Source organism: Bacillus sp. FSL K6-2971, assembly GCF_038006405.1.
Classification (GTDB): domain Bacteria; phylum Bacillota; class Bacilli; order Bacillales; family Bacillaceae; genus Bacillus; species Bacillus pumilus.
Genome location: NZ_JBBOVD010000001.1, coordinates 3,047,585 through 3,072,539 on the forward strand (window position 1 = coordinate 3,047,585; position 24,955 = coordinate 3,072,539).

General features: G+C 42.5%; 28 protein-coding genes. 10 read left to right on the forward strand and 18 right to left on the reverse strand.

Annotation, left to right across the window (positions count from 1 at the left end):
• Positions 1-61: 61 nt before the first annotated feature.
• Genes ytpR through MHI33_RS16280 form a run of 4 tightly spaced genes read right to left on the reverse strand, consistent with a single transcriptional unit; the run spans position 62 to position 2,851 of the window.
• On the reverse strand, positions 62-667 hold the full coding sequence (gene ytpR / locus MHI33_RS16265) for a YtpR family tRNA-binding protein (protein WP_044142204.1): 606 nt from the start codon (positions 665-667) through the stop codon (positions 62-64).
• Positions 668-683: 16 nt separating this feature from the next.
• The gene (locus MHI33_RS16270) at positions 684-1,496 is read right to left on the reverse strand and encodes a DUF1444 domain-containing protein (RefSeq protein WP_340912592.1); all 813 of its coding nucleotides are present in this window, start codon (positions 1,494-1,496) and stop codon (positions 684-686) included.
• 19 nt (positions 1,497-1,515) lie between these two features.
• The gene (locus MHI33_RS16275; protein WP_003217665.1) at positions 1,516-1,836 is read right to left on the reverse strand and encodes a thioredoxin family protein; all 321 of its coding nucleotides are present in this window, start codon (positions 1,834-1,836) and stop codon (positions 1,516-1,518) included.
• Positions 1,823-2,851: a PTS transporter subunit IIC gene (locus MHI33_RS16280; protein WP_044142202.1), complete on the reverse strand. Its 1,029-nt coding sequence runs from the start codon at positions 2,849-2,851 to the stop codon at positions 1,823-1,825. Before MHI33_RS16280 ends, MHI33_RS16275 begins: the two co-directional genes overlap by 14 nt.
• Positions 2,852-3,052: 201 nt before the next feature.
• Here MHI33_RS16280 and MHI33_RS16285 point away from each other — a divergent pair, with 201 nt between their 5' ends.
• The gene (locus MHI33_RS16285; RefSeq protein ID WP_340912595.1) at positions 3,053-3,499 is read left to right on the forward strand and encodes a YtoQ family protein; all 447 of its coding nucleotides are present in this window, start codon (positions 3,053-3,055) and stop codon (positions 3,497-3,499) included.
• Between the two features lie 42 nt (positions 3,500-3,541).
• Here the strand turns inward: MHI33_RS16285 and MHI33_RS16290 are convergent, their stop codons facing one another.
• Positions 3,542-4,615: a M42 family metallopeptidase gene (locus MHI33_RS16290; RefSeq protein WP_044142200.1), complete on the reverse strand. Its 1,074-nt coding sequence runs from the start codon at positions 4,613-4,615 to the stop codon at positions 3,542-3,544.
• Positions 4,616-4,814: 199 nt separating this feature from the next.
• On the opposite strand from MHI33_RS16290, the gene MHI33_RS16295 reads away from it, so the two are divergent.
• Entirely contained in the window at positions 4,815-5,129 is a 315-nt protein-coding gene (locus tag MHI33_RS16295) for a PepSY domain-containing protein (RefSeq protein ID WP_065098623.1), read from the forward strand.
• A gap of 42 nt (positions 5,130-5,171) precedes the next feature.
• On the opposite strand, the gene MHI33_RS16300 is transcribed toward MHI33_RS16295, so the two are convergent.
• From MHI33_RS16300 to trmB, 3 genes are all read right to left on the reverse strand, one after another.
• On the reverse strand, positions 5,172-6,869 hold the full coding sequence (locus MHI33_RS16300; RefSeq protein ID WP_340912601.1) for an NAD-dependent malic enzyme: 1,698 nt from the start codon (positions 6,867-6,869) through the stop codon (positions 5,172-5,174).
• Between the two features lie 73 nt (positions 6,870-6,942).
• Positions 6,943-7,791, reverse strand: a complete 849-nt coding sequence (locus MHI33_RS16305; protein ID WP_265208020.1) for a YtnP family quorum-quenching lactonase — start codon at positions 7,789-7,791, stop codon at positions 6,943-6,945.
• 115 nt (positions 7,792-7,906) lie between these two features.
• Positions 7,907-8,548: a tRNA (guanosine(46)-N7)-methyltransferase TrmB gene (gene trmB / locus MHI33_RS16310; protein ID WP_265208019.1), complete on the reverse strand. Its 642-nt coding sequence runs from the start codon at positions 8,546-8,548 to the stop codon at positions 7,907-7,909.
• 188 nt (positions 8,549-8,736) lie between these two features.
• Here trmB and MHI33_RS16315 point away from each other — a divergent pair, with 188 nt between their 5' ends.
• Positions 8,737-9,012 carry a YtzH-like family protein gene (locus tag MHI33_RS16315; protein WP_126740821.1) on the forward strand — a complete coding sequence of 92 codons (276 nt, stop codon included), beginning with the start codon at positions 8,737-8,739 and terminating at the stop codon, positions 9,010-9,012.
• Here the strand turns inward: MHI33_RS16315 and MHI33_RS16320 are convergent.
• From MHI33_RS16320 to thpR, 4 genes are all read right to left on the reverse strand, one after another.
• On the reverse strand, positions 9,009-9,809 hold the full coding sequence (locus tag MHI33_RS16320) for a phosphotransferase family protein (protein ID WP_189286481.1): 801 nt from the start codon (positions 9,807-9,809) through the stop codon (positions 9,009-9,011). The two genes, MHI33_RS16315 and MHI33_RS16320, sit on opposite strands and share 4 nt — an antisense overlap.
• Before the next feature lie 285 nt (positions 9,810-10,094).
• Positions 10,095-11,024, reverse strand: a complete 930-nt coding sequence (locus MHI33_RS16325; RefSeq protein WP_044142195.1) for a YegS/Rv2252/BmrU family lipid kinase — start codon at positions 11,022-11,024, stop codon at positions 10,095-10,097.
• 48 nt (positions 11,025-11,072) lie between these two features.
• Positions 11,073-12,008: a hypothetical protein gene (locus MHI33_RS16330; protein ID WP_340912608.1), complete on the reverse strand. Its 936-nt coding sequence runs from the start codon at positions 12,006-12,008 to the stop codon at positions 11,073-11,075.
• 25 nt (positions 12,009-12,033) lie between these two features.
• Entirely contained in the window at positions 12,034-12,585 is a 552-nt protein-coding gene (gene thpR / locus MHI33_RS16335) for an RNA 2',3'-cyclic phosphodiesterase (protein WP_052465550.1), read from the reverse strand.
• Between the two features lie 94 nt (positions 12,586-12,679).
• Between thpR and cysK the strand changes: the two genes are divergently transcribed.
• On the forward strand, positions 12,680-13,609 hold the full coding sequence (gene cysK, locus MHI33_RS16340) for a cysteine synthase A (protein WP_445661781.1): 930 nt from the start codon (positions 12,680-12,682) through the stop codon (positions 13,607-13,609).
• Positions 13,610-13,657: 48 nt separating this feature from the next.
• Here the strand turns inward: cysK and MHI33_RS16345 are convergent, their stop codons facing one another.
• On the reverse strand, positions 13,658-14,284 hold the full coding sequence (locus tag MHI33_RS16345) for a Type 1 glutamine amidotransferase-like domain-containing protein (RefSeq protein ID WP_065098627.1): 627 nt from the start codon (positions 14,282-14,284) through the stop codon (positions 13,658-13,660).
• Positions 14,285-14,307: 23 nt separating this feature from the next.
• A complete protein-coding gene (gene pepV, locus MHI33_RS16350; RefSeq protein WP_340912616.1) occupies positions 14,308-15,708 on the reverse strand; it encodes a dipeptidase PepV in 1,401 nt (466 codons plus the stop codon).
• A gap of 94 nt (positions 15,709-15,802) precedes the next feature.
• Between pepV and MHI33_RS16355 the strand changes: the two genes are divergently transcribed.
• Positions 15,803-17,101: an NCS2 family permease gene (locus MHI33_RS16355; RefSeq protein ID WP_340912619.1), complete on the forward strand. Its 1,299-nt coding sequence runs from the start codon at positions 15,803-15,805 to the stop codon at positions 17,099-17,101.
• Between the two features lie 371 nt (positions 17,102-17,472).
• A complete protein-coding gene (locus MHI33_RS16360) occupies positions 17,473-17,694 on the forward strand; it encodes a DeoR family transcriptional regulator (RefSeq protein ID WP_008356419.1) in 222 nt (73 codons plus the stop codon).
• Positions 17,695-17,770: 76 nt separating this feature from the next.
• Here MHI33_RS16360 and MHI33_RS16365 read toward each other — a convergent pair whose 3' ends face one another.
• Positions 17,771-18,487, reverse strand: coding sequence for a pseudouridine synthase (locus MHI33_RS16365; RefSeq protein WP_044142187.1), 717 nt, complete (start codon positions 18,485-18,487; stop codon positions 17,771-17,773).
• A 16-nt stretch (positions 18,488-18,503) separates the two neighbouring features.
• Positions 18,504-20,126, reverse strand: coding sequence for a putative polysaccharide biosynthesis protein (locus MHI33_RS16370; protein WP_044142186.1), 1,623 nt, complete (start codon positions 20,124-20,126; stop codon positions 18,504-18,506).
• Between the two features lie 175 nt (positions 20,127-20,301).
• Between MHI33_RS16370 and MHI33_RS16375 the strand changes: the two genes are divergently transcribed.
• From MHI33_RS16375 to MHI33_RS16390, 4 genes are all read left to right on the forward strand, one after another.
• Positions 20,302-21,573 (forward strand): BaiN/RdsA family NAD(P)/FAD-dependent oxidoreductase, encoded by a 1,272-nt coding sequence (locus MHI33_RS16375; protein ID WP_044142185.1) that lies wholly within the window; start codon positions 20,302-20,304, stop codon positions 21,571-21,573.
• A complete protein-coding gene (locus tag MHI33_RS16380; RefSeq protein WP_003217594.1) occupies positions 21,570-21,767 on the forward strand; it encodes a hypothetical protein in 198 nt (65 codons plus the stop codon). Before MHI33_RS16375 ends, MHI33_RS16380 begins: the two co-directional genes overlap by 4 nt.
• A gap of 139 nt (positions 21,768-21,906) precedes the next feature.
• Positions 21,907-23,439, forward strand: a complete 1,533-nt coding sequence (gene opuD, locus MHI33_RS16385; RefSeq protein WP_340912622.1) for a glycine betaine transporter OpuD — start codon at positions 21,907-21,909, stop codon at positions 23,437-23,439.
• 340 nt (positions 23,440-23,779) lie between these two features.
• Positions 23,780-24,304, forward strand: coding sequence for a CbrC family protein (locus MHI33_RS16390; protein ID WP_044142183.1), 525 nt, complete (start codon positions 23,780-23,782; stop codon positions 24,302-24,304).
• Between the two features lie 45 nt (positions 24,305-24,349).
• On the opposite strand, the gene MHI33_RS16395 is transcribed toward MHI33_RS16390, so the two are convergent.
• Positions 24,350-24,532, reverse strand: a complete 183-nt coding sequence (locus MHI33_RS16395; protein WP_003217582.1) for a sporulation protein Cse60 — start codon at positions 24,530-24,532, stop codon at positions 24,350-24,352.
• Between the two features lie 100 nt (positions 24,533-24,632).
• Positions 24,633-24,944: a rhodanese-like domain-containing protein gene (locus tag MHI33_RS16400; RefSeq protein WP_003217560.1), complete on the reverse strand. Its 312-nt coding sequence runs from the start codon at positions 24,942-24,944 to the stop codon at positions 24,633-24,635.
• Between the last annotated feature and the right edge of the window lie 11 nt (positions 24,945-24,955).

Sequence of the window (24,955 nt, forward strand, 5' to 3'; positions counted from 1 at the left end):
ACGTACTTAGTGACTTTTGGTATAACACAATCTTCGCTCTGATGTGCCCGTTTATGGGAGGTTATGCTTGAAAGGGTTCGCCAGCTTGATGGCTTCCCTCTAGAACAAGAATTCCTTTTTCAGCAGGCGCGTCTGGAAGATCTAATTCTTTTGCTGAACAAATCATTCCGCTTGATGGAACACCTCTTAGCTCAGCATCTTTGATGATTAAACCGCTTGGCATCACTGCCCCAACCTTTGCAACCACGACATATTGACCTTGATCAACGTTTGGTGCACCGCACACGATTTGTAATGTTTCATCGCCAACATCCACTTGGCAAATGTTTAATTTATCTGCATTCGGATGCTTTTCTTTTTCCTTTACATAACCGACAACAAATTTTGGTGATAGATCCACAGTCAACGTTTCACTGACACCATTGCGGTTTAAAATTTCGTTGATATCTTGAACAAGTGTTTCAGAAAGCGGTACAGATCCGTTTTCTTCAATTTTCATGTAAGTGGACGCATTGAAGATATTAAAACCTGTTGTTTCTTTTGTTTCTTGATTGAAGATTCTTACGACATCTCCAAACGTCTCATGACCTACTTCTTCTCTCGTCACATCTTTCAATGAAATAAGGAGTGTGTCGCCTACACCTTCTGCATTATAAAAAACGTTCATTCTTCAAAATTCCCTTCTACTGCTGTTTTGGTCTGCTTTTAGCAAGAATAAAAATCGGTTCAAGCTTGCCCTCATCATATAAAAATGACAATGCGGTAATCGGAACCGTGCCGCTGGCGAAGAAGCTCATCGACATCTGTCCTAAAATATCATAGCCTGATTCATTGCGAACATCTGCAATGATGAATACATCTTGATGGGGGACAGAAATGGCCATCTGTCCTTCTATTTTTTGCGCGTATTCTTGTAAAATCGATTCTTTTAAAAGTCTGCTTGCATCATATCCGTCATTCGCACGGAAGAAATAAAACCGGTTGCCTGCCACTTCATCCATTTTCACCACAGTTTCAAGTGAGCGGACATTGAAGCTTGCGGTTTCCCTGATTCGCTCTTTTGTCCAGTTTTCCTTTTGAAGCATCTTTTCATCAATTAACCTGTAGGTGCTTCCAAGGTCAAGTGCATAGTAGATTCTCGTTTCAGCTGTATGCTCATCAAAAACGAGCGGAATCTCGTCACTTGATGTCTCGGGAAAGGAAGTGGATCGAATGACCGGATAAATTTGCTTTTCTTTTCCTGAGATGTGCTGCGCTTCGCCTTTCATGGCACTTAGCGCCTCTTTCACATAATAAACGATCTCATCCAATGTTTCATCAGGCTTTACTTCCCACTTTGCAATGATTGGCGGGAGCTCTAGTGTGATCCCTTTGCCTGTTTGTTTATCTTCAATACGAAGCGTGTCTTTTTCTCGGTCAAACTGGTGTGACCAGCTGTCATTTGTCAGACGGCTTTTGAGTTCGTTCGCAAGCTGTCTTGATGTCATTTTTGCCATGATTTAGACTCTCCTTTCATTATTTAGAAAGAGAATCTGTTAAAAATGCTTCAATCTCTTCCTTCGTTTTACGATCCTTGCTGACAAAGCGGTTAATCTCTTGCCCATTTTTAAATACTAAAAAGCTTGGAATGCCGTAAATTTCCCACTCTGCGCAAGTGTCAATAAATTGATCTCTATCCACATAGAAGTACTCAAATTCTGGGTAGTTTGCTTCAAGCTCTGGCAAGAATGGTTCGATAAAGGTGCAGTCTGGGCACCAGTCCGCTGAAAATAGCAATACTGTTAAGTCTTCTTGAATCACTTTTTGTAATTCTTCGTTTGATTCAATTTTTTTCATGTTTCATTCCTCCAGTTTGTATGGTTAAATCTCCGAATTGTATATAGCCTTTCTTTCTCATCCATTCTGATACTACCAAACTAATCACTGCCGGGCCAACGATATGCAAAAGAGCAATCGCTAGAAAAACAGATGGATGAAATCCCATAACCGTCAGTGTCATGAGCTGTCCAACAAGGCCACTCGTTCCCATTCCTGCCCCTGCCGCATTATTGACCATCCCAAAGCCAATAATACCAATTGGCGCGAGAATGAGGCCCGCTATCGTCGGCGGAATAAGGATAAGGGGATTTTTTACAATGTTCGGCAGCTGCAATTTTGACGTGCCAATACCGACAGCAGCAAGACCACCAAAACGATTTTCTCTAAAGCCAGCAGCGGCAAAACCGACCATTTGAGCGCAGCAGCCAATCGTTGCAGCACCAGCAGCAAGACCGCTTAAATCAAGCATGAGCGCAAGCGCAGCACTTGAAATTGGTGAGCTGAGGGCAAGTCCAACAATGGTTGCTACTAGCATGCCCATGATCAGCGGACTTTGGTCAGTCCCCCACATGATGAGCCTGCCAAGCCCTGTCATCACGGCTTCAATCCCTGGACCGATCAAAGCGGCGGTGGAAAAACCAGTGATGATGGTGACAAGCGGTGTCAAAATAATATCAATTTTTGTCTCACCACTGACCAGTTTGCCGAGTTCTACACCAATTAATGCTGCGACAAAGCTTCCAGCAGGTCCACCAAGCTCTGCTCCTGCAGCACCTGAAACAACACTTGCAAAAATGATCAATGGAGATGCCTGTAACCGGTACGCTACGGCTACACCAATTGCTGGTCCCATGAGCCCCATTGCGAGTGTTCCCATTTTGATGATGAGCGGAAGTGATAACAAACCGCCTGCTGTTTTTAAAATCAGACCTACTACTAATGTAGCAAATAGACCTAAAGCCATATAAGAGAGTGCATCAATGAAGTACACTTTTGGCGAAAGGGAGATTCCCTTTCTTTTCAAATAAGTCATCAACGTCGTCTTCCTGCTTTCTCATAGGAAAGACGAAGAGGCCTGTCCTTCCCATTATATGTAGTATTCTTACGATGAAAAAATAGTCTCTACCATGAATATCATAATCATATTTTTTTTGCTTTATCAAGCACTTCTTGTGTAACATGAAAAGAAACAGGGCAAACCTTTACTAAGTTTGTACAAAAGGAGGAGATCGTTATGCAATTAACCGTCTATTTAGCAGGAGAAATTCATAGCAAGTGGCGTGATGAAATCAAGGAGAAAAGCCAATCGTTGAAACTGCCAGTGACATTTGTTGGTCCAATGGAAAATCATGACCGCTCCGATCACATTGGTGAGGACATTTTAGGTGAGCAGCCGAATGCCATTTACAAAGATGATGCTGCTTCTGATTTGAACAATTTCCGTACTGAGATGCTATTAAACAAGGCAGACGTCGTCATTGCCCGCTTTGGTGAGAAATATAAACAGTGGAACACGGCAATGGATGCGTCTGCTGCCATCGCTAAAGGGAAACCTCTCATTTTGATCCGCCCAAAAGAACTGCACCATCCGTTAAAGGAACTATCAAACAAAGCGAATATCACTGTGGAAACCGTGAACCAAGCGATCAAGGCGTTATCTTACGTGTTTGAACAGCAATAACAAAAGGCTGCTCTCTTGAAAGAGGCAGCCTTTTGATTATATTTACACCTGTTGATAAATAGAATCCACTGTACTTTGATCACAGTTTTTCACAAGACGGACAATTAATTCTTTTGCCGCTGCATAATCATCCACATGCAATACTGAATGACTTGTGTGAATGTAGCGAGCACACACTCCAATGACAGCAGAAGGCACGCCTTGGTTTGAAATATGCACACGTCCAGCGTCCGTACCACCTGGTGATACGAAGTATTGGTATGGAATATTGTTTGACTCAGCCGTATCAAGCACAAAGTCTCTCATCCCGCGGTGCGTAATCATGGTTCGATCAAAAATACGCAAAAGTGCACCTTTACCAAGCTGGCCGAATTGGGTTTTGTCACCTGTCACATCGTTTGCAGGGCTTGCATCTAAAGCAAAAAACAGATCCGGCTGAATCATATTCGCAGCTACTTCTGCCCCTCTAAGCCCTACTTCTTCCTGAACCGTTGCACCTGAATACAGATGACATGAAAGTGGTTCGTCTTTTATTTCTTTTAATAATTCAATCGCAAGTCCGCAGCCATAGCGGTTATCCCAAGCCTTCGCTAAAATCTTTTTAGGATTCGCCATAGGGGTAAAGACTGTTGCAGGCACGATTTGCTGTCCTGGGCGAACGCCAAGTTCTTTTGCCTCTTCTTCACTGTCTGCACCAATATCAATGAGCATGTCTGATGGTTTCACAGGTTTGCTTTTTTGTTCTGGTGTTAGAAGATGAGGCGGTGTACTAGAGACGACACCAGGAATTGGCCCGTGATCGGTATGAACGTCGACACGCTGCGCCAGCATGACTTGACTCCACCAGCCGCCGAGTGTTTGGAAGCGTATCATCCCGTTTTTTGTAATGGATGAAACCATGAATCCCACTTCATCCATATGACCAGCCACCATGATTTTAGGTGCGTTCTCCGGTCCCTTGCGAACCCCAAACACACCGCCAAGACGATCCTGAATGAGTTCGTCAGAATATTTCTCAAGTTCTTTTTTCATAAAAGCACGCACATGGTGCTCATTACCTGGAGTACCTTGTAATTCTGTTAAATTTCGGAAAAGTGACAATGTTTCTTCATTCATTCTACGATTTACCTCGTTTCTATGTAATGACCATATATATTCCTATAAAAATAACACTCACTTTATACTATAAGAATTCTTTCGGTTTTCCAAGTATCTCTCCAGAAATTTTGAATATGCTTTCAACTATTCGGATTCCTTAACATCAATGGACAAGTTTTGTATAATGGAAAAAACAGCAATACGGAGGTGCAGCACGTTGAAGTTAAAACATGTTCTGATTGGTGCGAGTATTGGCGTAGCCGCTGCAATTGTTGCAAAGAAAGTATTTTTCCCTACGTATATCTCGTCTGAAAAAGCATTAAAAATTGTGAAATCCGCTTTTAAACAGCGCGGCCCAATTGATGGCTCTTGGATTTATACTGTACCAGAACCGTATAACGTAAATGGTGAAACGATTGATGTGTACAAATCTGGCATTACTCGCTCAGCCTTTGGCGAGCTTGAACAGTACGAAGTCATGATTGATGCCAAAACAGGCATGATTGTGGATGTCATTGATTCTGTGGCTTGATAAAGAAAGCTTCGCAAAGGGTGTCCTTGCGAAGCTTCTTTTTTATATGGCTTTGATTTTTTTGTACACAGGATGCCACATAGCGTCCTGTACTGCCTGAATAAGGTACTCAGGCGTTTCCTCTGCAATTCCTTCATCGATCGCTGCTTGCGCCACACGAACAGCTACTGTCGCTGAAACGGTTCGAAGCTGATCAACACTTGGCAGCATCGCTGCACCCGGCTTTCCGACATTGACCATGCTGGCAATCGCTTCAGCACTCGCAACAAACATGCTGTCTGTCATGAGGCGTGCTTTAGACACAATCGTTCCAAGACCAAGCCCTGGGAACACAAGAGCATTATTCGCTTGCCCAATTTCATATGTCACGCCACCATATTCGACAGGGTCAAATGGGCTTCCCGTTGTCACAAGGGCGCGACCTTCTGTCCACTCAATGAGATCTGCAGGCTTTGCTTCTGAAAGAGGTGTCGGGTTCGACATCGGTAAAATGGCTGGGCGCTCTACGTGTGACGCCATTTCTTTCACAATTTCCTCTGTAAATGCTCCTCCTACTGTCGAGGTGCCAATTAAGATGGTTGGTTTAGCCTGTTTGACGACCTCTAATAAATCAATGGAATGCTTAGGACCATTACGGGCATAATCCTTTACTTCGTCAGAACGTCTTGCATATGGCTTTTGAAATGGCTGAATGTCAGGCGAATCATCTGTAAGTAAACCTGTTTTATCAATACACCAGAAATGATCATATGATTCCTCTTCTTTGACTCCGTCTCTGACAATCGCATCACGGATCTGCTCCGCTATGCCAATCCCTGCCGTACCCGCTCCGAAAATGACGATTCGGTGATCTTTCAGCGGAACCTTCGAAGCTTTTGCACATGCCAGAACCGCAGCAAGTGAAACAGCTCCAGTTCCTTGAATGTCATCATTAAATGTACAGATCCGTTCCTTATATTTTTCCAATATGGCTCGTGCATTTTTTGTCCCAAAGTCTTCCCAGTGAAGGAGTGCATTTGGAAAGGTTGCGCGGGCAAGCTCTACATATTGATCGATAAACTGATCATAACGCTCGCCTCGAACGCGAGAATGCTGATTTCCAACATAAAGCGGATCATTCAAGAGACTTTCTTGGTTCGTCCCGGCATCAAGTACTACGGCCAGCACGCGGCTAGGATCAATGCCTGCTGCAGCTGTATAAACAGCAAGTTTCCCGACTGAAATGGCAATACCGCCAACACCCCAGTCTCCAATACCTAAAATACCTTCTGCATCTGTCGCAACGATTAAGTCAATGGATTCATCCACACCGTAAGAGGCAAATATCTCTTCCATGCCTTCCAAGTCATCAATTGATAAATAAAGCCCTCTTGGCTTTCGATACTCGTGGCTATAACGCTGAATGGCTGTTCCAACCGTCGGTGTATAGACAATCGGCAGCATCTCTGCCAAGTGCTCATTTAATAATTTGTAAAAAAGCACTTCGTTTCTGTCATGAAGTGATGTTAAATACACATTTTTCCCAAGTTCATCCGGCTGTGCCTTGAACTGCTCATATGCACGCTTTGCCTGATCCTCTAATGTTAAAACTTTAGGCGGTAGAAATCCCTTTAAACCAAGCTCTTCCCGCTCTTCCTTCGTAAATGCAACCCCTTTGTTTAAATAAGGGACGGACATGACTTCCATCCCTCTTAATGGTGTTTCAATGACATCACCATGTACACGATAAAATTGGTTCACCTGCACTCTTCCTTTCACAAGTTCATTTTGTCGTTATTTTGTGTGAAAGGCGAAAAAACATGCAGATGATCTTTTATCTCCCTGTTTCTCTTTTGACTTCATGTGTGATTTGCCCATCTTCATCCCACTTAACAGCGCGGTAAATCGCATCATGATAAAACAAGTACCACGCATTTTTTTCTTCTGCATATGCCTGCCATTTTTGCTTAGCTGGAATTGAAGTCATTGGGTAATCATCATATGCCAAGACCCATAATGGATTTTTATGAGCGTGCGTTGGCATAATGTCAGCTAAATGAATCGCTGTTTCGCCCTGACTTGTGAGCGTTAAGATGCTATGGCCATTGCTATGACCGCCTGTATGATGCAGCTGAATGCCTTCTATTACTTCGATGCTTTCTTCAAATGGCACCACTTGATCTGCTACAGGCTCCCAGTTTTCTTTCCAATATGTATTTCTTGAGCGGATGTTAGGCGCCCTCATTTCATCCCATTCGATTTTGGATGTGATGATTTTTGCTTGCGGAAAAACAGACACGAGCTTTTCTCCTTCACGTTTTGTTAATCCGCTTGCATGATCGAAGTGAAGATGCGTCATTAAAACGTAATCAATATCTGCTGTTTGCAGGCCGAGTGCCGCGAGTGACTCTTCCAATTTCGTCTCTTCTGTTACACCGTAATTGCGTTTTTGTTTATCCGTCAGCTTACCTGATCCGATGCCGGAATCCACTAAAAAATGGAGACCATTCCACCGTATAAGGATTGGGTCACACCGCAGTTCAATTTGATTGCGATCGTTCACCGGGTATTTTTTTGACCATAACGGCTTTGGCACCACACCAAACATCGCACCGCCGTCCATGTGTGTATCTCCCCCGTTTAACCAGAACAGTTCCATGTCACCTATGTTCATTGTCTCCATTGCTGTCATCCCTCCTTTTTCTATCGTAGCAAATACAGCCAAAAATCGCATGCATCAATCTTTTCATGAAAAAAACTGACTGCAATTTTTTTTGCAGCCAGCTTGATGTCACTTGTTATTCTGGAAATTTCACTTCTGATCGATAGATAGGTTGTCCCATAGACGAGAATTTCTCTTCGTATTCCGTCATCACATTTCCTTCTAGTCCGTCCTTATGTAAATCTAAGCTTACATACGTTAAAAGAAGGCCATATGCAGAAAAGCTCTTTATAGAATATTCAAATAACCCACGGTTATCTGTTTTGAAATGCAATTCACCGCCTGGACGAAGAATATGTTCATATCGCTCTAAAAAGGCCTTAAACGTCAATCTGCGCTTTTCATGTCTTGCTTTTGGCCACGGATCAGAGAAATTCAAATACACTCGGTCAATCTCATTTGCCGCAAACACATCTGTCAGCGTTTCCGCATTAATGTTCAAAAGCTTTACATTTTCAACATCTGTCTCTTTGATTTTATCTACTGCTGTCACAATGACACTTTTAAATAATTCAATGCCAATATAGTTGATATCAGGATGAAGCTTGCCCATTCCAGCGATAAAGCTCCCTTTTCCTGTGCCAACTTCGATATGGATTGGATGATCATTTCCAAATAGCTCATGCCATTTCCCTTTATATTGCTCGGGGCTTGCTAAGGCAATATGAGCATTTTCAGCTAAGTAATCATCAGCCCATGGTTTATGTCGCATTCTCAATTTGATACACCTCTATTTTCTTTACATTTTATCAAGATACCATGAAACATAAAGACCCGCAAGACAGCATCTTTATGCGCATATGAAAAAGACCAGCCCTTCGCTTGAGCTGGTCTGCCGCATGTATAAATTGGGCGCTGAATGCACAGTTTAACCACATAAATGACACGCAGAAAAGGAGCATACGTATGGGATTAAACCGTCAACATCAGCTTCAATTAATCAAAGATATTTTAACCGATCACCAGTTGGATTGCTGCGGGACTGTTGCAGAATATGAACAGGTGGGACGCGTGATTCAATTCATGCTGGCAAAAGAAGACCTTGATGCCGACATTCGTCAATTATTAACAGATATTTATGATTACAGCCAAAAGGGCACTTCTGTCAGTTCTATTGATGCACATATTGAGGCGCATCAATCGCATTTGTCAGAGTGGGTCGAGAATATTCCTCTGTCTTAATGAATGTTTAACCGCTGTAAGAGTGCGCTCAGCTCCGCTTGCACTTCTTGCTGCGCTTTTTCATTTCCTTTTCTTTTATGCCACACGACAAACGATACGGTTTCAGCGAGGACGTACCAAGCCATGCGTTTTCGCAAATTGTCCGTCAGTGGGGCACCGTACATTGAGAGCCAGCTTTCCCAGTTCTCTTCTTCAACATAATGGTATAAAAGTGGTCCAAGATCAATGGCTGGGTCAGCAATCATCGCCCCATCCCAATCGATCAAGTAAAGCTGGTTTTCATCTGTCAGCAGCCAATTATTATGATTGAGGTCACAATGACACACGACCTTGTCTTCAAATTGAACTGCCTCCACATGCTTCTCTAAGTACTGGATGGCACGTGTGACGTCGCGCGAATCAATTTGCTCTTTAAATATGGACTGTTTTAAATGCTTCAGAATGGATGCTGGGTCTAGAGAGTGCTTCTCTAATCGTTTCAGCATATCAAGCAATTCTTTCGATGTATGAATTTTTCTTAGCTGCTCTGCGACAGGACGGTCATTCATGTCCTTTGGCTTCAGCTCTCTGCCGCTCAGCCAGTGCTGCGCAGTGATGACATCCCCATTTTCCATCCGTTTTGTCCAGACAAGCTTCGGCACAATGCCTTCAGCTGACAAAACCGCAAGAAACGGTGACGTATTGCGTTTTAAAAATAGCTTTTGGTCATTGTGTGTTGCGAAGTACGCATCTCCCGTAGCGCCTCCAGCAGGAGAGATGTGCCATTCGCTACCTAATATTTGTCCCAACCAGTTCATATCAATTTTCAACCCATCATTTCTTAAAATATTTTAAATCGTGCTTTTTTAGTCGACAAAATTCAGCCGATTGAAGGTCAATAGGCTGTTTCTTTTTTTATTTATATGATCATAAAAACAAAAAGGACAGCTATTGAGAATGAGATGCTAAACAATAGCCGTCCTATAGATTTTATCGTTACCTTCTTATACTCGTCAAGCAAAACTAGAAAATCAGGACAAGAACCTTATGAAAAGAAAGGCTTTTTTCATGGTTCTTTGACTAGGACATTCATGAGACATGATTTAAGCACGTAATTTTAAGGAGCGATCACTCGTCTTCACAAAAACAGGCGTTGCACCAATCACTTCTCCATCTGCATGAAATAAGATTTTTCCATCTGCCTCCAAGTACGCTTCTTCGTGCTGAAACAGGGTAACGCCCTTCATTCCAAGGTGCTTGCGAAACACCATCGCACTTAGAAACAAGAGCACTTTAAATGGATTCAAATCTGTGACAACGAGTGTTTGAAAGCCTGGCTGCCTCGCGCTCACTTCTGGTGCTGCTTCCAGCCCGCCTCCGTAATAGGGGTGATTACAAACAATCACAAACCACACTTGGCGAAAGACCTTCTTCTCGTTTTCAATAAACAGCGCAAGGTCGAACGGCTTAAAGGACCATAAAGAATGGAGAAATGACAGCGGGTAGATGATAAACCCAAGCCCCAGTCGTTTCAACCACTTTTTTCCTCTGAAATACACTGTTTTCCTTAGCACATGCGCATCAAACCCCGCACCGATATGATTGAGAAAGAGAACGGATTGCGCGCTTTCTGCGTGATCTTGAAAGGAGCCGAGTGAAAATGTTTTGGTGAGCATTCTCTTTTGCTTTCTCACTTCTTTTAGGACATCTTGACGATGGATGCCAAGGCCCTTCGCCGCATCATTCCAATGACCGGCGGGGACAAAGCTTAGCTGCACATGATCCATTTCCTTTAAGCCATTTAGGACTTCATGAATGGTTCCGTCACCGCCAATGACAATCAGGCGCTTCAGCCTGTCATCTTGCATGGCGCTAATTTGTCTTGCCAATACTTCTGCATGACCTTCATGCTGGGTGAGAAACGATCGATATGAGATCTCCACCTTCTGTAGTTCTTTCTCTATGCTCCTCCATGTACGAAGTCCTTTTCCATGTCCTGCTGCTGGATTAACGATAAAGTACCATTCATTCATATATTAGCTCCACTCAGGTCTCATTTTTCGTGACCTTCCATTATGCCTTTAATCGAGCCATTCCTGCCTTCTTTTGCTGTCTGATTCACCATAAGCAAGCAATGCTTTTGTCGCCTTAAATTGCTGATGCTTTGTCGGCGCAGTATTTTTCCGCTGCTTTTCAAACCAATCTTCCGCCTTCTTCTTATCGACAACCTCCATCCCGTATGGAACTTCCGGTAAGTCAATATAAGAGGTACGGCTGATCAAGATTTTTTTCACAGGAAGATGGGCACCGCTTTGCTGTAAGATCTTTGACACGACGGTGCCAGAGCGTAGAAGGCTTGCGCAAGGATTCAAAACGGACTGAACCGCTTTCCCATTCGCCCGCTTTTCCCAAAAACGTTCCTTCGTTCCGATATATACGCTGTCAGGCTCTGCCTCTAAGAAGGATAAACAAATCACTTCCAGCGGCGTAATGAGGACTGGACATAATTCCATCTCTGCTTTTTGAATGAGCAGCACCGGTTTGTACATCACAAAATATGAATCCGGAAGCTGCCTAGCAAGCATGCGCAGCTTTTCGTCATATCGAATGTGATGGGAAACGGTCGAAATGTTGGAAATCGTCGAGCTCGCCCATTTTAATTGAACATCGAATAGATGATCTTTAAAAAAATGAATGAGCTTCGTTTCATCTGTAGGAACGTTTGTAAAGACACCTTGCTCTATATCTGTCGGCTCGTTAAAAAGACTCAGGTCCCGTTCCTTCTTCATATCGGCTTCTTTTTGCTTTCTCTTTAAGGAGAATTTCTTTCTCTTTTCCTCCTCTTGTTTAGGCACTTGTTCAGAGATTTGGTCAAATGAATGCTGCGTCTTCTCTTTTGAAGCTTTTTTTAACTCGTCCCACCTTTGCTTTTTCAATCGAATGAATTGATTGATGTAGTGATGCGGGTCTTGTTCATATCGTGATATACAATCTTGAATTTTGATAATTTGCGCCATCTGCTGCTCACTCCAACTTTTAGAATCATTTATGTAGTGCAAATTGTTTGATTGCGTGATAACGCGGGGTTTCTCTCGGACGTATTTCATATAGAGTCATACAAGAAACCTCTATCACGTATGGCTCTTTGCGTAAAGGCGCTTGTTCTGCAAAAGAGTGATCCGCGTTCCATTTGCGTGCAATCGTCATATGCGGATGAAACGGTCTCTTTTCAACAGGATGTCCTGCTGACAATACGGCTTCTTTCACCTTTTCTCTTAATTGCATGAGCGGTTCACTTTCATCAGGTTTTGCAAAAAAGACTCTCGGACGCTCCTTCGTGCCAAACTGTCCGACCTCATTCAGCTCAAGTGAAAATGCAGCGGCTTCCTTTGAGAGGATCTCAAGCAGCTCGATGATCTTCTTTAAGCGCTCATCTGGAATGGCACCTAAAAAGATCAAGGTCACATGATAATCATGTGGTGCTGTCCATTTTTGAAAAGACAGTCCGCTTCTTTGATCAATGTCTTTTTTGATTTGATGCGCAAGTTGTTCAGGGATGTGAACCCCAATAAAATAATGACGGTTTTCTGACACAATATCACCTGTCCTTTTATAACAAACTTTACGAATCCCCATTGATGATAGTATAACTAAAGAAATGCGGAATGAGAAGAAAGGGTGTCACATGATGAAGGTTGCACAAAATATAGCTGAGCTGATTGGCGATACACCACTTGTTCAATTACAGCGGCTTCAGCCAGACAATGCGGCAGCTGTTTATTTAAAGCTGGAATCGTTTAATCCTAGCGGCAGTGTGAAGGACCGCGCTGCTTACAATATGATCGTTGAGGCTGAAAAACAAGGGAAGCTTACAAAAGGAGCGACCATTATTGAACCGACGAGTGGGAATACAGGGATTGGTTTAGCTATGAACGCAGCAGCTAGAGGGTATCAAGCCATCCTTGTGATGCCTGATACGATGACAAAGGAACGAATCAATATTTTGAAGACTTACGGGGCGCAGGTCATTTTAACCCCAGGAGAAGAAAAAATGCCAGGCTGTATTCGCAAAGCAGAGGAGCTGGCAGCTCAAATTCCTCATAGCTTTATCCCGATGCAATTTGATAATAGAGCGAATCCAGATGCTCATAGAGGCACAACGGCTGTTGAAATCATAGAAGCTGTCAAACAACTTGGCAAGCCCCTTGGAGCCTTTGTCGCAACAGCAGGAACTGGCGGAACCATTACAGGCACTGGTGAGGAATTAAAGAAAGCATTCCCTCATTTAACCATACGTGTGGCAGAGCCGAAGGGATCTCCAGTCTTATCTGGCGGGAAACCTGGCAAACATAAACTTGTTGGCACAAGTCCAGGATTTATTCCTCATATTTTAAATGAGCATGTCTATGATGAGATCGTGCAAGTAAGCGATGAAGATGCGTACACTATCACACGTCAGCTTGCCCGTCTTGAAGGAATTTTAGTTGGTCCATCATCTGGTGCAGCCTGCTATGCTGCGATTGAAAAAGCCAAGCAATTGCCGGCAGATCAAATTGTGATCTGTATGACAGCAGATACAGGCGAACGATACTTATCAAGTGATGTTTTTCAAGATTAAAAAAGGAACAGGGCAATGAATCCCTGTTCCTTTTTCTTCTTTTCTCGGTTAGGACGATTTGACAGCCTTCACCTCAGCCTGCTCCCCTGTGATGAGTAAAGCCTGCTCATCAGTAAGCGGGCATAAATCGAGCGTCTGCTCATACTGCTCCATGATTTGCTGCGCAGCCTCGCCTAAATAGGTATTGTACATATGCGGTACCGGACAGTAGCTTATCTCATTGAATCCTTGATAAGATGAAAGCTCTGGTGCCTTCTGCCGATCATCCATCACGGAAATATATTCAATGCTTGGCGCCATGATGATACTCCCTGCGGATTCACCAATGTACAGCTTGCCTTTATTGATTTCTTCTTTTAGCACGTCATCGAGACCGTGCTTTCTCAATTCCTGCAGCAAATAGAAGGTGTTGCCTCCTGATACGTACACCACATCATTTTGTTTTATCATCTTTATGATTTCTTCGGTAGACTGCTCAGCTATTTGAACGATTTCTAGCTGCATACCGAGTTGATGAAAGGCTTCTTTCGCTGCCTCCACATAGTGCGTGACTTCTTCCACAGCACTTGCTGTTGGAAAAAATGTCACGCGTTTTCCTTTTAATGATTCACCCGCAAAGTCAGACAAGAGAGAATAGCTGTCTTTGAATGAAGAGCATAAGAACATTTTTTTCACTGTGAATCCCCTCTTCTCTTTTTCTATTTTGCCAATTCATACATGGCTTGAGCATATAGAGCGGTTGCTCTTAGTAAGTCGTCGATTTCGATATATTCTTCCTTCTGATGTGCGCAATCTGGTCTGCCAGGGAAGAGAGGACCAAAGGCAACGCCCGCTTCTAAAGATCTCGCATACGTTCCTCCACCAATGGCAATCAGATGAGCTGGATCTCCCGTTTGTTCCTCATATACCCGCTGCAATGTTTTCACAAGCGGATGATCTTTTGAGACGTGATGCGGAGGGCTGTCGTCAAATTTCAGAAGGGTAGCCCCTTTGATGCCTTCGATCCCTTTTTTAACGTCCTTGCCGTCTGCTGTCACTGGATAGCGGACATTTAATCCTAGCTTCGCTTCCTCGCTTTGTGTATAGCGGATCGTGCCAACATTTAAAGTCAAATCTCCGCTAATGTCATCTTTGCAAGCAATCCCCAGCTTTATCCCTCTTGTATCCTGATCAAATAAAGCATTGATTTGAGAGGTAAACGCAAGCCCGTCTTCATCTAATTCTTGTCCACATAGGAAATTGGCCATATGAATGCCCGCATTGATGCCATGCGCTGGCTCCATGGCATGAACTGATTCACCTTTTAATGTGAAATGCAGTCCATCCGCTACATTCCTTACCTCACCTGATAATTGATTGTCAGCAAGATAAGCTTCAAAAGCTGTTTTTAATGATTCAGCATCGCGTTCTTGTGCCGCTGTCACAGTGGCAGTTGAATCATCCGGCACCATATTCAGCCGCATACCCGATGTGAATTGCTTGAGCGTATAGCGCTGATGTTGTTCTGTACGTTGATATGTAAATGACACAATGGCATCAACGATCCCTTTTTCAGCATGAATAATCGGAAAATCAGCATCTGGCGCGAATCCAATTTGTGGCATCTCCTCATGCTTGAAATAATGGTCCACACAGCGCCAATCACTTTCTTCATCTGTTCCAATGATCATTCGAATCTTTTTTGACAACTTCATCCCAGTATCTTTTAACATCTTCAGTGCGTAGAAAGCCGCCATGGTTGGCCCTTTATCATCAATGGCGCCTCGTGCAAATATTTTATTTTCTCTTATGTCTGCTGAAAATGGCGGGGTTGTCCAGCCGTCACCAGCAGGCACAACGTCCACATGGCATAGCACACCTACAATGTCTTCGCCTTCTCCATATTCAATATGACCTGCATAGCCATCCACATTCTTGACTGTGAAGCCTTCGTATTCCCCTTTCTTCAGCATATACTGAAGGGCCTGATCGACTTTTTCACCAAATGGCTGTCCTTCTTTTCCACCTTCTTCATCAAGGACACTTTCAATTTGCAAAAAAGATTGTGTGTCCTTTATTAAGTCGTCTTTTTTTCGTATGACTTCAGCTTCCCAATTCATTTTTCCATTCCTCCTTGAAAAAAGGTTGCAATCCACCCTTAAAACGAATATTATATTAATTGTTTTGTAATAATGTTCGTAAATGGAGGATTTTATGTTTCAGTTAAAAGAAAACCAAACCAACATAAAGAGAGAATTAATCGCTGGTATGACGACATTCTTTACCATGGTATATATTGTTGCCGTTAATCCAGGAATTCTTTCAAAAGCAGGCATTCCTTTTGACCAAGTCTTTACTGCAACAATTATCGCTGCTGTCGTCGGTACACTCTGGATGGCACTTTTTGCAAACTATCCGATTGCGATTGCACCAGGTATGGGGCTGAATGTCTATTTCACCTTTACAGTTGTCGGTGGTGGCGGCATCAGCTATCAAACAGCGTTCAGTGCGGTATTTGTTGCTGGTATACTCTTTTTTATTTTATCGTTAACATCCCTTAGAAAACAACTGATTCAAGCCATTCCAGATAATTTAAAATACGGCATTACAGCCGGAATCGGGCTTTTTATTGCATTTATCGGCCTCCGTCAGTCTGGGATTATCACAGCTGACCCGGAAAATCTAGTGAAGCTTGGCAACTTAAGCTCGCCTGTTGTCATTTTAACGCTTGTCGGCTTAATGATCTCTGTTATTTTAATGGTACTTCAAATCAATGGTGCTCTGTTTATCGGCATGTTAGCAACGACACTGATTGCCCTTGTAACAGGACAGCTTCATTTCCCTAAGATGCTGATGGACATCCCTGCACTGCCAGAAGGTATGCTGATTACAAATCCATTCGCTGCCTTTGGTGATGTATTCTCTCATCATTTATATGCGGTCGTCTTCTCCTTCTTACTAGTGACGATTTTTGATACAACGGGCACAATGATCGGAGTGGCTGAACAAGCCGGACTCATGAAAAAAGGCCAGCTGCCAAAGGTACGCAGAGCCCTGCTCGCTGACTCTGCTGCAACGACGATCGGTTCTATGTTTGGGACAAGCCCAACAACAGCTTATATTGAATCATCCTCTGGGGTTGCTGCTGGCGGAAGAACCGGGCTAACGTCTTTAACGGTCGCTGCACTGTTTATTGTGGCATTGTTTTTCGGTCCGCTCGTTCAGGCTATTTCTTCTTTACCATCCATCACATCACCTGTTCTCATCATTGTCGGGTGCTTGATGATGAACTCCGTGTCACGCATTCGCTGGAACGAGCTAGACGAAGCATTCCCTGCTTTTCTAGTGATCCTTTCCATGCCGCTGACATCTAGTATTTCAACCGGAATTTCACTTGGATTTATTTCATATCCACTTGTGAAACTGGCAAAAGGGAAATGGAGAGAAGTACATGTTCTTGTCCTTATCTTTGCCATTTTATTTTTCATTCAGCTCTTTTTCTTAGAAGGATAACAGAAACAAAAAAGGCACATTCTAACAAGGGATGTGTCTTTTTAAGATGAGTGAATTTTTTATTTTGTAAATTTTCTGTGTTTCATTTTTGGGCGTTTGAATGTGACAGTATTCTCCATACGCCTTACCCCCATTGGGTTGTAACCGAATTCAAAACATGGTATATACCATGTTTCGATTCATGAAGACAAGTTAAATAACATGTAAAGTTGACTTTTTGGTGGAACTAGATGCATAATAACGTGTATAATAGAATAAAACATTAAGAAACACGAACATTTACCATTGTTGCATGTCCTTATTTCGCAGTTTTAGTGTAGTAAGTTGTGGTTAGTCAAGTCCATCCGATCTTATTGATAGGGAGTGGTTTTTTGAAACCTTCAACAAACCGTATGATGACTCGAATAAAATCAGTCTATATGTTCATTCAAGAGAAAGGTCTTGTGACGACACAAGAGCTGGTTGATGAATTCGGGATCACACCTAGAACCATTCAAAGAGACTTAAACGTGCTTGCCTATAACGATCTTGTTCATAGTCCAAGCAGAGGCAAATGGGAAACAACGAGAAAAAAAGTAAAAATATCATCTTAAGCGTATAATGAACTGTCCATATAACAAAAAGAACCGGCGACATGCCGGTTCTTTTCTTTTGTCTTTTGTTCTATATTTATGGTCGATTGATTAAGCTGTCTAATTCTTCATCCGTTAATTCACGGTACTCTCCAGGCGCTAGGTCTTCATCTAAAGTGACAGCCCCCATCGAGAGCCTTTTTAAAAAGATGACTTCATTTCCCACCGCTTGCGCCATCAGCTTCACTTGATGGTACTTTCCTTCAGTAATCGTTAAACGGATGCGTGTATCTTCACTTTCATTCGCATCTACTTCAACCTTTGCCGGCTTCGTACGGTAATCATCTAAAATGATAACACCCTCTTCAAGGCGCTTGATGTCTTGATCTCCTAATGGATATTTCAAATGAACTTCGTACGTTTTTGGCACATGCTTTTTTGGAGAAAGTAATTGATGTGCAAGCTGTCCATCATTTGTGAGGAGGAGAAGACCGACTGTATCCTTGTCCAGTCTCCCGACAGGAAATGGCTCCCTTGCGATATCCTCCGGCTCAAGTAAATCGACAACCGTTTCATCCCGCAAATCTTCAGTTGCTGAGATGACCCCATCTGGTTTGTTCATCATTAAGTAAATGAATTCTTTATATTCTACACGCTCTCCGTGTACGAGCACTTCATCATTCGATGGATCAACATGATCTTTCACCTGCTTCGCCAGTTCTCCATTCACGGTGACTGCCCGTGCCTTGACCAGCTTCTTTACATCTTTTCTTGAACCAAAGCCGCTGCTAGCAAGCAATTTATCAAGCCTCATGAAACTCCACCTCTTCTTAACTCTTTTTTCTTAAAAATTTCGGCATACGGCTGCCGAGTACACGCTCAAGTAATCCTACCTTATATGACAGGAACAGATACACACCGCTACCAGTGATCATTGAAATCAAAATGACAATACCCGCATTAACAATTCCACCTTCATACGAAATCACTTGGTTCACAAGCTGACATGTCACATACGCCACTACAGCCATAATCGCAGTCAAAATACCAATGAGAATAAATCGTTTGAAAATCCTGCGGAACGAATAGCCGGCATGGCGCTTAATCATGATAAACATATACAAGATGGACGCGCTATAGCCTAACGCAGTTGCAAGCACAGAACCATTTCCTTGCAGCCAACTGATTAACGGAATGTTCAGAACCGTTTTAATGATGATCCCTAACAACAGACTGACGATGGCAAATTTTTGTTTGTTAATTCCCTGCAAAATCGCTGCATTAATGGTGAATAAAGAAAACAATAACGCAACAGGTGCATACCAGAACAAAATTGACATCCCAATCTCAGGATGAACAGACGGATAGAAAAACCAATAAACCGGTCCAGCCAATGCCGAGATACCAAATGAAGCAGGCAGCACGAAAAATAATATGACCTGCATTGTCTGATCAATTTGTCTATTGAGCAGCTTGTAGTTACGAGCTGTAAATGATTCTGTAATCGTTGGTATCAAGGTTAAGCCAAACGCTGTTGCAAGCGACACAGGAATCATCACGAGCTTCGGTAAATATAACGTCACAATAGACAATACCGCTGTACTAATATCCTGATGTCCTGATGCAATCATGGCTCTGTTAATAGTGTTTGTATCTATATAAGAATAAATTGGAATCGCTAGTCCAACAAACACATACGGTGCCGCATAGCTAAATAGCTCTGTAAACATTTGCTTATAAGATAAGTCAGAGGAAGCACCTGTATTCGGCTGCATGGATAAGAGTCGATCCTTGCGCTTCAGCCAATATAAATAAAGCGTGAATAAACCGCCAAATGCGCCAATAAGTGCTGCAAATGTGGCATATCCGACAGCGATGACAAGACCGCCATCAAGCACTTTTAAAATAATAAACGTTGCTGTTAGTAGAAAGATGATTCTGACAAGCTGCTCAATGACTTGGGAAACAGCTGTCGGTCCCATCATAGAGTGTCCTTGGAAGAACCCCCGCACAAGACTCATAATAGGTACAACCAAAAGACCTAAACTGACCATCCGAATCACATATACCACTTGATCGACAGTCAAACCGCCTATTTCATTTGATCCGCCAAGCTGAATCTTGGCAAAAATCGGTGCGGTCAAATATAAAATAGAAAAGGCGATAATCCCGGTGACAAGCATGACCGACATACCCGCCCTGAACATTTTTCTCGTTGTCTCATAATCGCCGATTGCATTATATTTAGAAACAAATTTTGATACCGCTGTTGGAAAACCAAGCGTAGCAATACTTAAAAAGATCGTATACTGATTGTATCCATATTGAAATAGCGCTCCACCAGTAGCTCCAACCATTGCGCTAAATGGAATTAAATAAATCATACCAAGAATACGAGAGAGATAAGTCCCTATCGTTAAAACCAACGTACCACGAAGCAGTTTATTAGACATGCGCTTAACCACCATTTTTCTAATGAATATTCAACTCAACTATTTTACCACATCATTTCGACGCACAGGTAACAAATCCAATACAGAAGGTACAAAACCAATCAATTCATATTTCAGCCTTCCCCAATTTTCGTTATAATAGATGAATGACTGAAAGTAGAAAGAGGAATGTAACATGAAACATTATGATGTCATTGTCATAGGCGGTGGACCTTCTGGACTGATGGCCGCGATTGCATCAGCAGAGCACGGTGCAACTGTTCTGTTAATTGACAAAGGAACCAAGCTTGGCAGAAAGCTTGCCATTTCTGGCGGTGGACGCTGTAACGTCACCAATCGCCTTCCAGTAGAAGAAATCATCAAGCATATTCCCGGAAACGGCCGTTTTTTATATAGTGCATTTTCTGAGTTCAATAACGAGGATATTATTTCATTTTTTGAAAACCTCGGCATTGAACTTAAAGAAGAAGACCATGGACGTATGTTCCCTGTCTCAAACAAAGCACAATCTGTTGTGGATGCCCTTTTAGACAGGCTCCGCAACCTCAATGTTACCATTCGAACGAATGAAAAGATTAAAACAGTTCTGTATCAAGACGGACAAGCAGCCGGAATTGTTACAAATAATGATGAAAAAATTTCAAGTAATTCCATTGTGATTGCTGTTGGCGGAAAAAGTGTGCCGCATACTGGTTCTACTGGTGACGGCTACGCATGGGCAGAAGCCGCTGGTCATACAATTACAGAGCTCTTCCCAACAGAAGTACCGGTCACATCAGATGAACGTTTTATAAAAGAAAAAGTGCTCCAAGGGCTTTCTTTAAGAAGTGTGGCTGTCAGTGTTTTAAATAAAAAAGGAAAACCCGTCGTCACACATGTCATGGATATGATCTTTACACACTTTGGCTTATCCGGCCCAGCTGTTCTTAGATGCAGCGGATTTGTGGTGAAAGAATTGAAAAAACAGCAGGTCGTCCGTCTGCAAATAGACTTATATCCGAAGCTTAATGACGAAGATCTGTTCCAAAAGCTTCATCGAGACCTAAAAGATGAACCAAAAAAAGCCATTAAAAATGTCCTAAAGTCTTGGATGCAAGAACGCTATTTATTGTTTCTGTTAGAGAGGAACGGTATAGATCCGCAAGACACTTTTTCTGGTCTTGCTAAGGACAAACTGCGTGCATTCGCCCATGATTGCAAACATTTTATCGTTCATGCGAACGGTACACTCTCTTTGGACAAAGCGTTTGTCACAGGAGGCGGCGTTTCTGTGAAAGAAATTGAACCGAAAAAAATGGCGTCTAAAAAAATGCCCGGTCTTTATTTCTGCGGAGAAATTCTAGACATCCATGGTTATACAGGCGGATACAATATCACGTCAGCACTTGTAACAGGCAGACTTGCTGGTATGAATGCTGCACTAGAAGCAAAGGAGAGAGATCAATGATCAGACGTGCATTTCCAATTGTATTTGCAGTCGTTATTAGCTTGACAGCCGCTTTTTTCTTGAAGCTGTCCATTAACCCGTTAAAAGTAGCCATTGTTTTGGCGTTTACCATCTTCGCTGTTTGTTTAAAAGAATACGTCTACCGTCTTCGTAAACGAATCGAAGAAAAATCATCTTCACATATCGATAGTTGATTAATGGAAGCAAAACATGTTACGGTAAAGTAGAGGTCGAGTGAGAAGCTCGCCTCTTTTTGTTTGAAATTAGTTGAGTTAGGGGATATTAAGTAAATCCTCTGCTTAAACGTGTAGAACAACAGGAGAGTGAGATGGTGTGAAAAACGTATCAAGTGTATTTTGGATTGTGATTGCGATCACATTTGTTACCGTCATATGGGGAGCTTTTTCTCCAGAAACACTGCAAAATGTCACAGATCAAATCCAAACATACATTACAAATGACTTTGGCTGGTATTACTTGTTAGTGGTGTCACTACTCGTCGGCTTTTGTCTATTCTTTATCTTTAGCCCGATCGGTAAGATTACGCTAGGAAAACCTGGGGAAGAGCCTGAATTCGGCTTATTTTCTTGGTTTGCGATGCTATTTAGTGCCGGTATGGGAATTGGTCTTGTTTTTTACGGAGCAGCTGAACCAATCAGCCACTATGCTATCCAGTCACCAACAGGTGATACTGAAACGGCGCAGGCATTCCGAGATTCCCTTCGATATACTTTTTTCCATTGGGGGCTTCATGCATGGGCTATTTATGCCATTGTTGCACTTTGTATTGCTTACTTTAAATTCAGAAAAGATGCACCTGGCTTAATCAGTGCAACGTTGCAGCCGGTTTTAGGAAATAAAACGAATGGATGGATCGGAAAAACCATCGATTGTATTGCGGTATTTGCAACTGTAGTTGGTGTTGCGACAAGCCTAGGATTAGGCGCGGCACAAATAAACGGTGGATTGAATTACCTGTTTCAAATTCCGAATGCTTTTAGCACACAATTGATCATTATCATGATTGTGACGGTGCTTTTCCTTGCATCTGCTCTAAGCGGGATTGGAAAAGGCATTAAATATTTAAGTAATATCAACATGGTATTAGCAGCTGTTCTGATGTTTTTCTTACTTTTGGTAGGTCCAACTGTTTTTATCTTAAATTCATTTACTGACTCAATTGGGCAATACTTATCCAACATCGTTCAAATGAGCTTCCGTCTATCTCCAAATGATCCTGAGAAGAGAGAATGGATTAATGGATGGACAATCTTTTATTGGGCATGGTGGATTTCTTGGGCACCATTTGTCGGTATCTTTATCGCAAGGGTGTCACGCGGACGAACGATTCGAGAATTTTTAGTAGGTGTCTTAGTGGCTCCTTCTATCCTAGTATTCCTATGGTTCTCGATTTTCGGTGTATCTGCGATGGATTTACAGCAAAAGAATATTGTTTCTGTTGCGGGTCTATCAACAGAAACAATGCTCTTCGGTGTACTAAATGAATATCCGCTGGCGATGATCACATCGATTCTAGCACTTATTTTAATCGCTATATTCTTTATTACATCGGCTGATTCAGCTACATTTGTGCTTGGAATGCAGACAACCTATGGATCATTGAACCCTTCTGGCAGTGTCAAAGTTAGCTGGGGTATCATCCAATCTTCTGTTGCTGCCGTACTTTTATTTTCAGGGGGACTTGAAGCCCTGCAAAATACAGCCAAGCTCGCAGCCTTGCCATTCTCCGTTGTCATTATTTTGATGATTATCTCACTGTATAAGTCATTGAATGATGAACGAAGAGCCATCAAGCAAGCCAATAAAGTCAGTAAACCACGAAGTCCAAGAGTAAAAAAAGCATAATCTCAAGCGAAAAAAGCCGTTCCTCATAAGAACGGCTTTTCAGATTGTTGACAAAGGGCTAAAATGATCTTTATTTTAGCCCTTTGTCTTCTTTTTCAGCTCAGCGTGATAGAAAACCTTTGAAGTCTAGGAAGGACGAGTACTGGAGCGGAGCGAATTTGACATTCGTGAGCACCAGCACGCAGGACTGACACCGAATGCGAGGGTTTGTCTACACGCTGAAAAGCCGTTCCTCATAAGAACGGCTTTTTTCTATCTATATATACAATTTAAGATTGTTGCAAGCAGGATGACTCCTGTAAAATAATGATGAAATCATTTCTACATAATGGAGGTTTATATGACGCTGCCTACATTCAAGTACAACCCAGATCCAGTTTCGTTAAACGTGATCAAAAAAGAGCCTACGACATGTCCTGTTTGTGAAAAAGAAAGAGAATATGTGTATCATGGTCCATTTTATTCTGTTGAAGATGTGAAGGGAATTTGCCCTTGGTGCATTAAAGATGGTTCAGCCGCTAAAAAATACGATGGCATCTTTCAAGACGATGCAAGCTGTGACGACGTTGAGCAAGAGGAATATATAGATGAACTGATCTATAGAACACCAGGTTATCGCGGCTGGCAGCAGGAATATTGGTTAAGCCATTGCGGAGATTTTTGTGCGATCGTCCAGTATGTCGGATGGAAAGAGATAGAACATTTAGAGGAAGAGCTCACAGAAGATATCGAAGACATTTGCAGCGGCGGAGGATTAACGAAAGAGAACCTAAAGCAATGGCTTGTCAACGGCGGGGATCTGCAAGGCTATCTCTTTCAATGTGTTCACTGCAACAAGCATCGTTTATATATTGACGCCAGTTAAACAAAGTAAAAGGACCCTTCAAACAGGTCCTTTTTTTGATACCGTCTATTTTTTATATAAAATGAGTGCAGAAAAACAGTAGAGCTGTTCTCCTCCTTGCTCACAGATCACCGCTACATTGTACTTGATGTCAATGATTTGGTCGTCATCCATTCCTTTTAAAAAAAGATTGATTTCGCTCTGCAAATCTTTTTCATGCTCTTCATCAAATACAGCTACCTTTAGCACATATGCCACTCTCCCTTCTCTCGCTACTCTATCTTTATGCACATCAGGGCGGGCATATGAACAAAAAAGCCTTTCATCTATGAGATGAAAGGACTTCTGTTTACAGCTTCGGTTTTGTTTCTCCTGTCCAAGCAAGCATTCCGCCAACGACATTGGTCGCTTGATAGCCTTGGTCTTCTAGGAAATAGCAGACATTTTCACTACGTTTACCAGAGCGGCAAATAATATAATACTCCTGCGTTTGATCGAATGCATCCAGTTTCTCGGGGATATCTCCCATTCGGATGTGGACAGCTTCTGGAATCATTCCTTCTGCTACTTCCTCGTCCTCACGCACATCAACAAGCTGAATGGCTTCTTCTTGCTCTAGCTTTTGTTTTAATTCTTCTATTGAGATTTCTTTTACTGACACGGTGCTCATCT

What these genes read in the sequence shown, in the direction of transcription:
- MHI33_RS16370 (WP_044142186.1), bottom strand. Translation starts at nt 20,126, where the DNA reads ATGTCTAATAAACTGCTTCGTGGTACGTTGGTTTTAACGATAGGGACT.
- MHI33_RS16285 (WP_340912595.1), top strand. Translation starts at nt 3,053, where the DNA reads ATGCAATTAACCGTCTATTTAGCAGGAGAAATTCATAGCAAGTGGCGT.
- MHI33_RS16375 (WP_044142185.1), top strand. Translation starts at nt 20,302, where the DNA reads ATGAAACATTATGATGTCATTGTCATAGGCGGTGGACCTTCTGGACTG.
- MHI33_RS16380 (WP_003217594.1), top strand. Translation starts at nt 21,570, where the DNA reads ATGATCAGACGTGCATTTCCAATTGTATTTGCAGTCGTTATTAGCTTG.
- MHI33_RS16330 (WP_340912608.1), bottom strand. Translation starts at nt 12,008, where the DNA reads ATGGCGCAAATTATCAAAATTCAAGATTGTATATCACGATATGAACAA.
- MHI33_RS16275 (WP_003217665.1), bottom strand. Translation starts at nt 1,836, where the DNA reads ATGAAAAAAATTGAATCAAACGAAGAATTACAAAAAGTGATTCAAGAA.
- MHI33_RS16305 (WP_265208020.1), bottom strand. Translation starts at nt 7,791, where the DNA reads ATGGAGACAATGAACATAGGTGACATGGAACTGTTCTGGTTAAACGGG.
- MHI33_RS16290 (WP_044142200.1), bottom strand. Translation starts at nt 4,615, where the DNA reads ATGAATGAAGAAACATTGTCACTTTTCCGAAATTTAACAGAATTACAA.
- MHI33_RS16320 (WP_189286481.1), bottom strand. Translation starts at nt 9,809, where the DNA reads ATGAACTGGTTGGGACAAATATTAGGTAGCGAATGGCACATCTCTCCT.
- pepV (WP_340912616.1), bottom strand. Translation starts at nt 15,708, where the DNA reads ATGAATTGGGAAGCTGAAGTCATACGAAAAAAAGACGACTTAATAAAG.
- MHI33_RS16365 (WP_044142187.1), bottom strand. Translation starts at nt 18,487, where the DNA reads ATGAGGCTTGATAAATTGCTTGCTAGCAGCGGCTTTGGTTCAAGAAAA.
- MHI33_RS16325 (WP_044142195.1), bottom strand. Translation starts at nt 11,024, where the DNA reads ATGAATGAATGGTACTTTATCGTTAATCCAGCAGCAGGACATGGAAAA.
- MHI33_RS16280 (WP_044142202.1), bottom strand. Translation starts at nt 2,851, where the DNA reads ATGACTTATTTGAAAAGAAAGGGAATCTCCCTTTCGCCAAAAGTGTAC.
- ytpR (WP_044142204.1), bottom strand. Translation starts at nt 667, where the DNA reads ATGAACGTTTTTTATAATGCAGAAGGTGTAGGCGACACACTCCTTATT.
- MHI33_RS16270 (WP_340912592.1), bottom strand. Translation starts at nt 1,496, where the DNA reads ATGGCAAAAATGACATCAAGACAGCTTGCGAACGAACTCAAAAGCCGT.
- MHI33_RS16355 (WP_340912619.1), top strand. Translation starts at nt 15,803, where the DNA reads ATGTTTCAGTTAAAAGAAAACCAAACCAACATAAAGAGAGAATTAATC.
- MHI33_RS16390 (WP_044142183.1), top strand. Translation starts at nt 23,780, where the DNA reads ATGACGCTGCCTACATTCAAGTACAACCCAGATCCAGTTTCGTTAAAC.
- cysK (WP_445661781.1), top strand. Translation starts at nt 12,680, where the DNA reads ATGAAGGTTGCACAAAATATAGCTGAGCTGATTGGCGATACACCACTT.
- MHI33_RS16315 (WP_126740821.1), top strand. Translation starts at nt 8,737, where the DNA reads ATGGGATTAAACCGTCAACATCAGCTTCAATTAATCAAAGATATTTTA.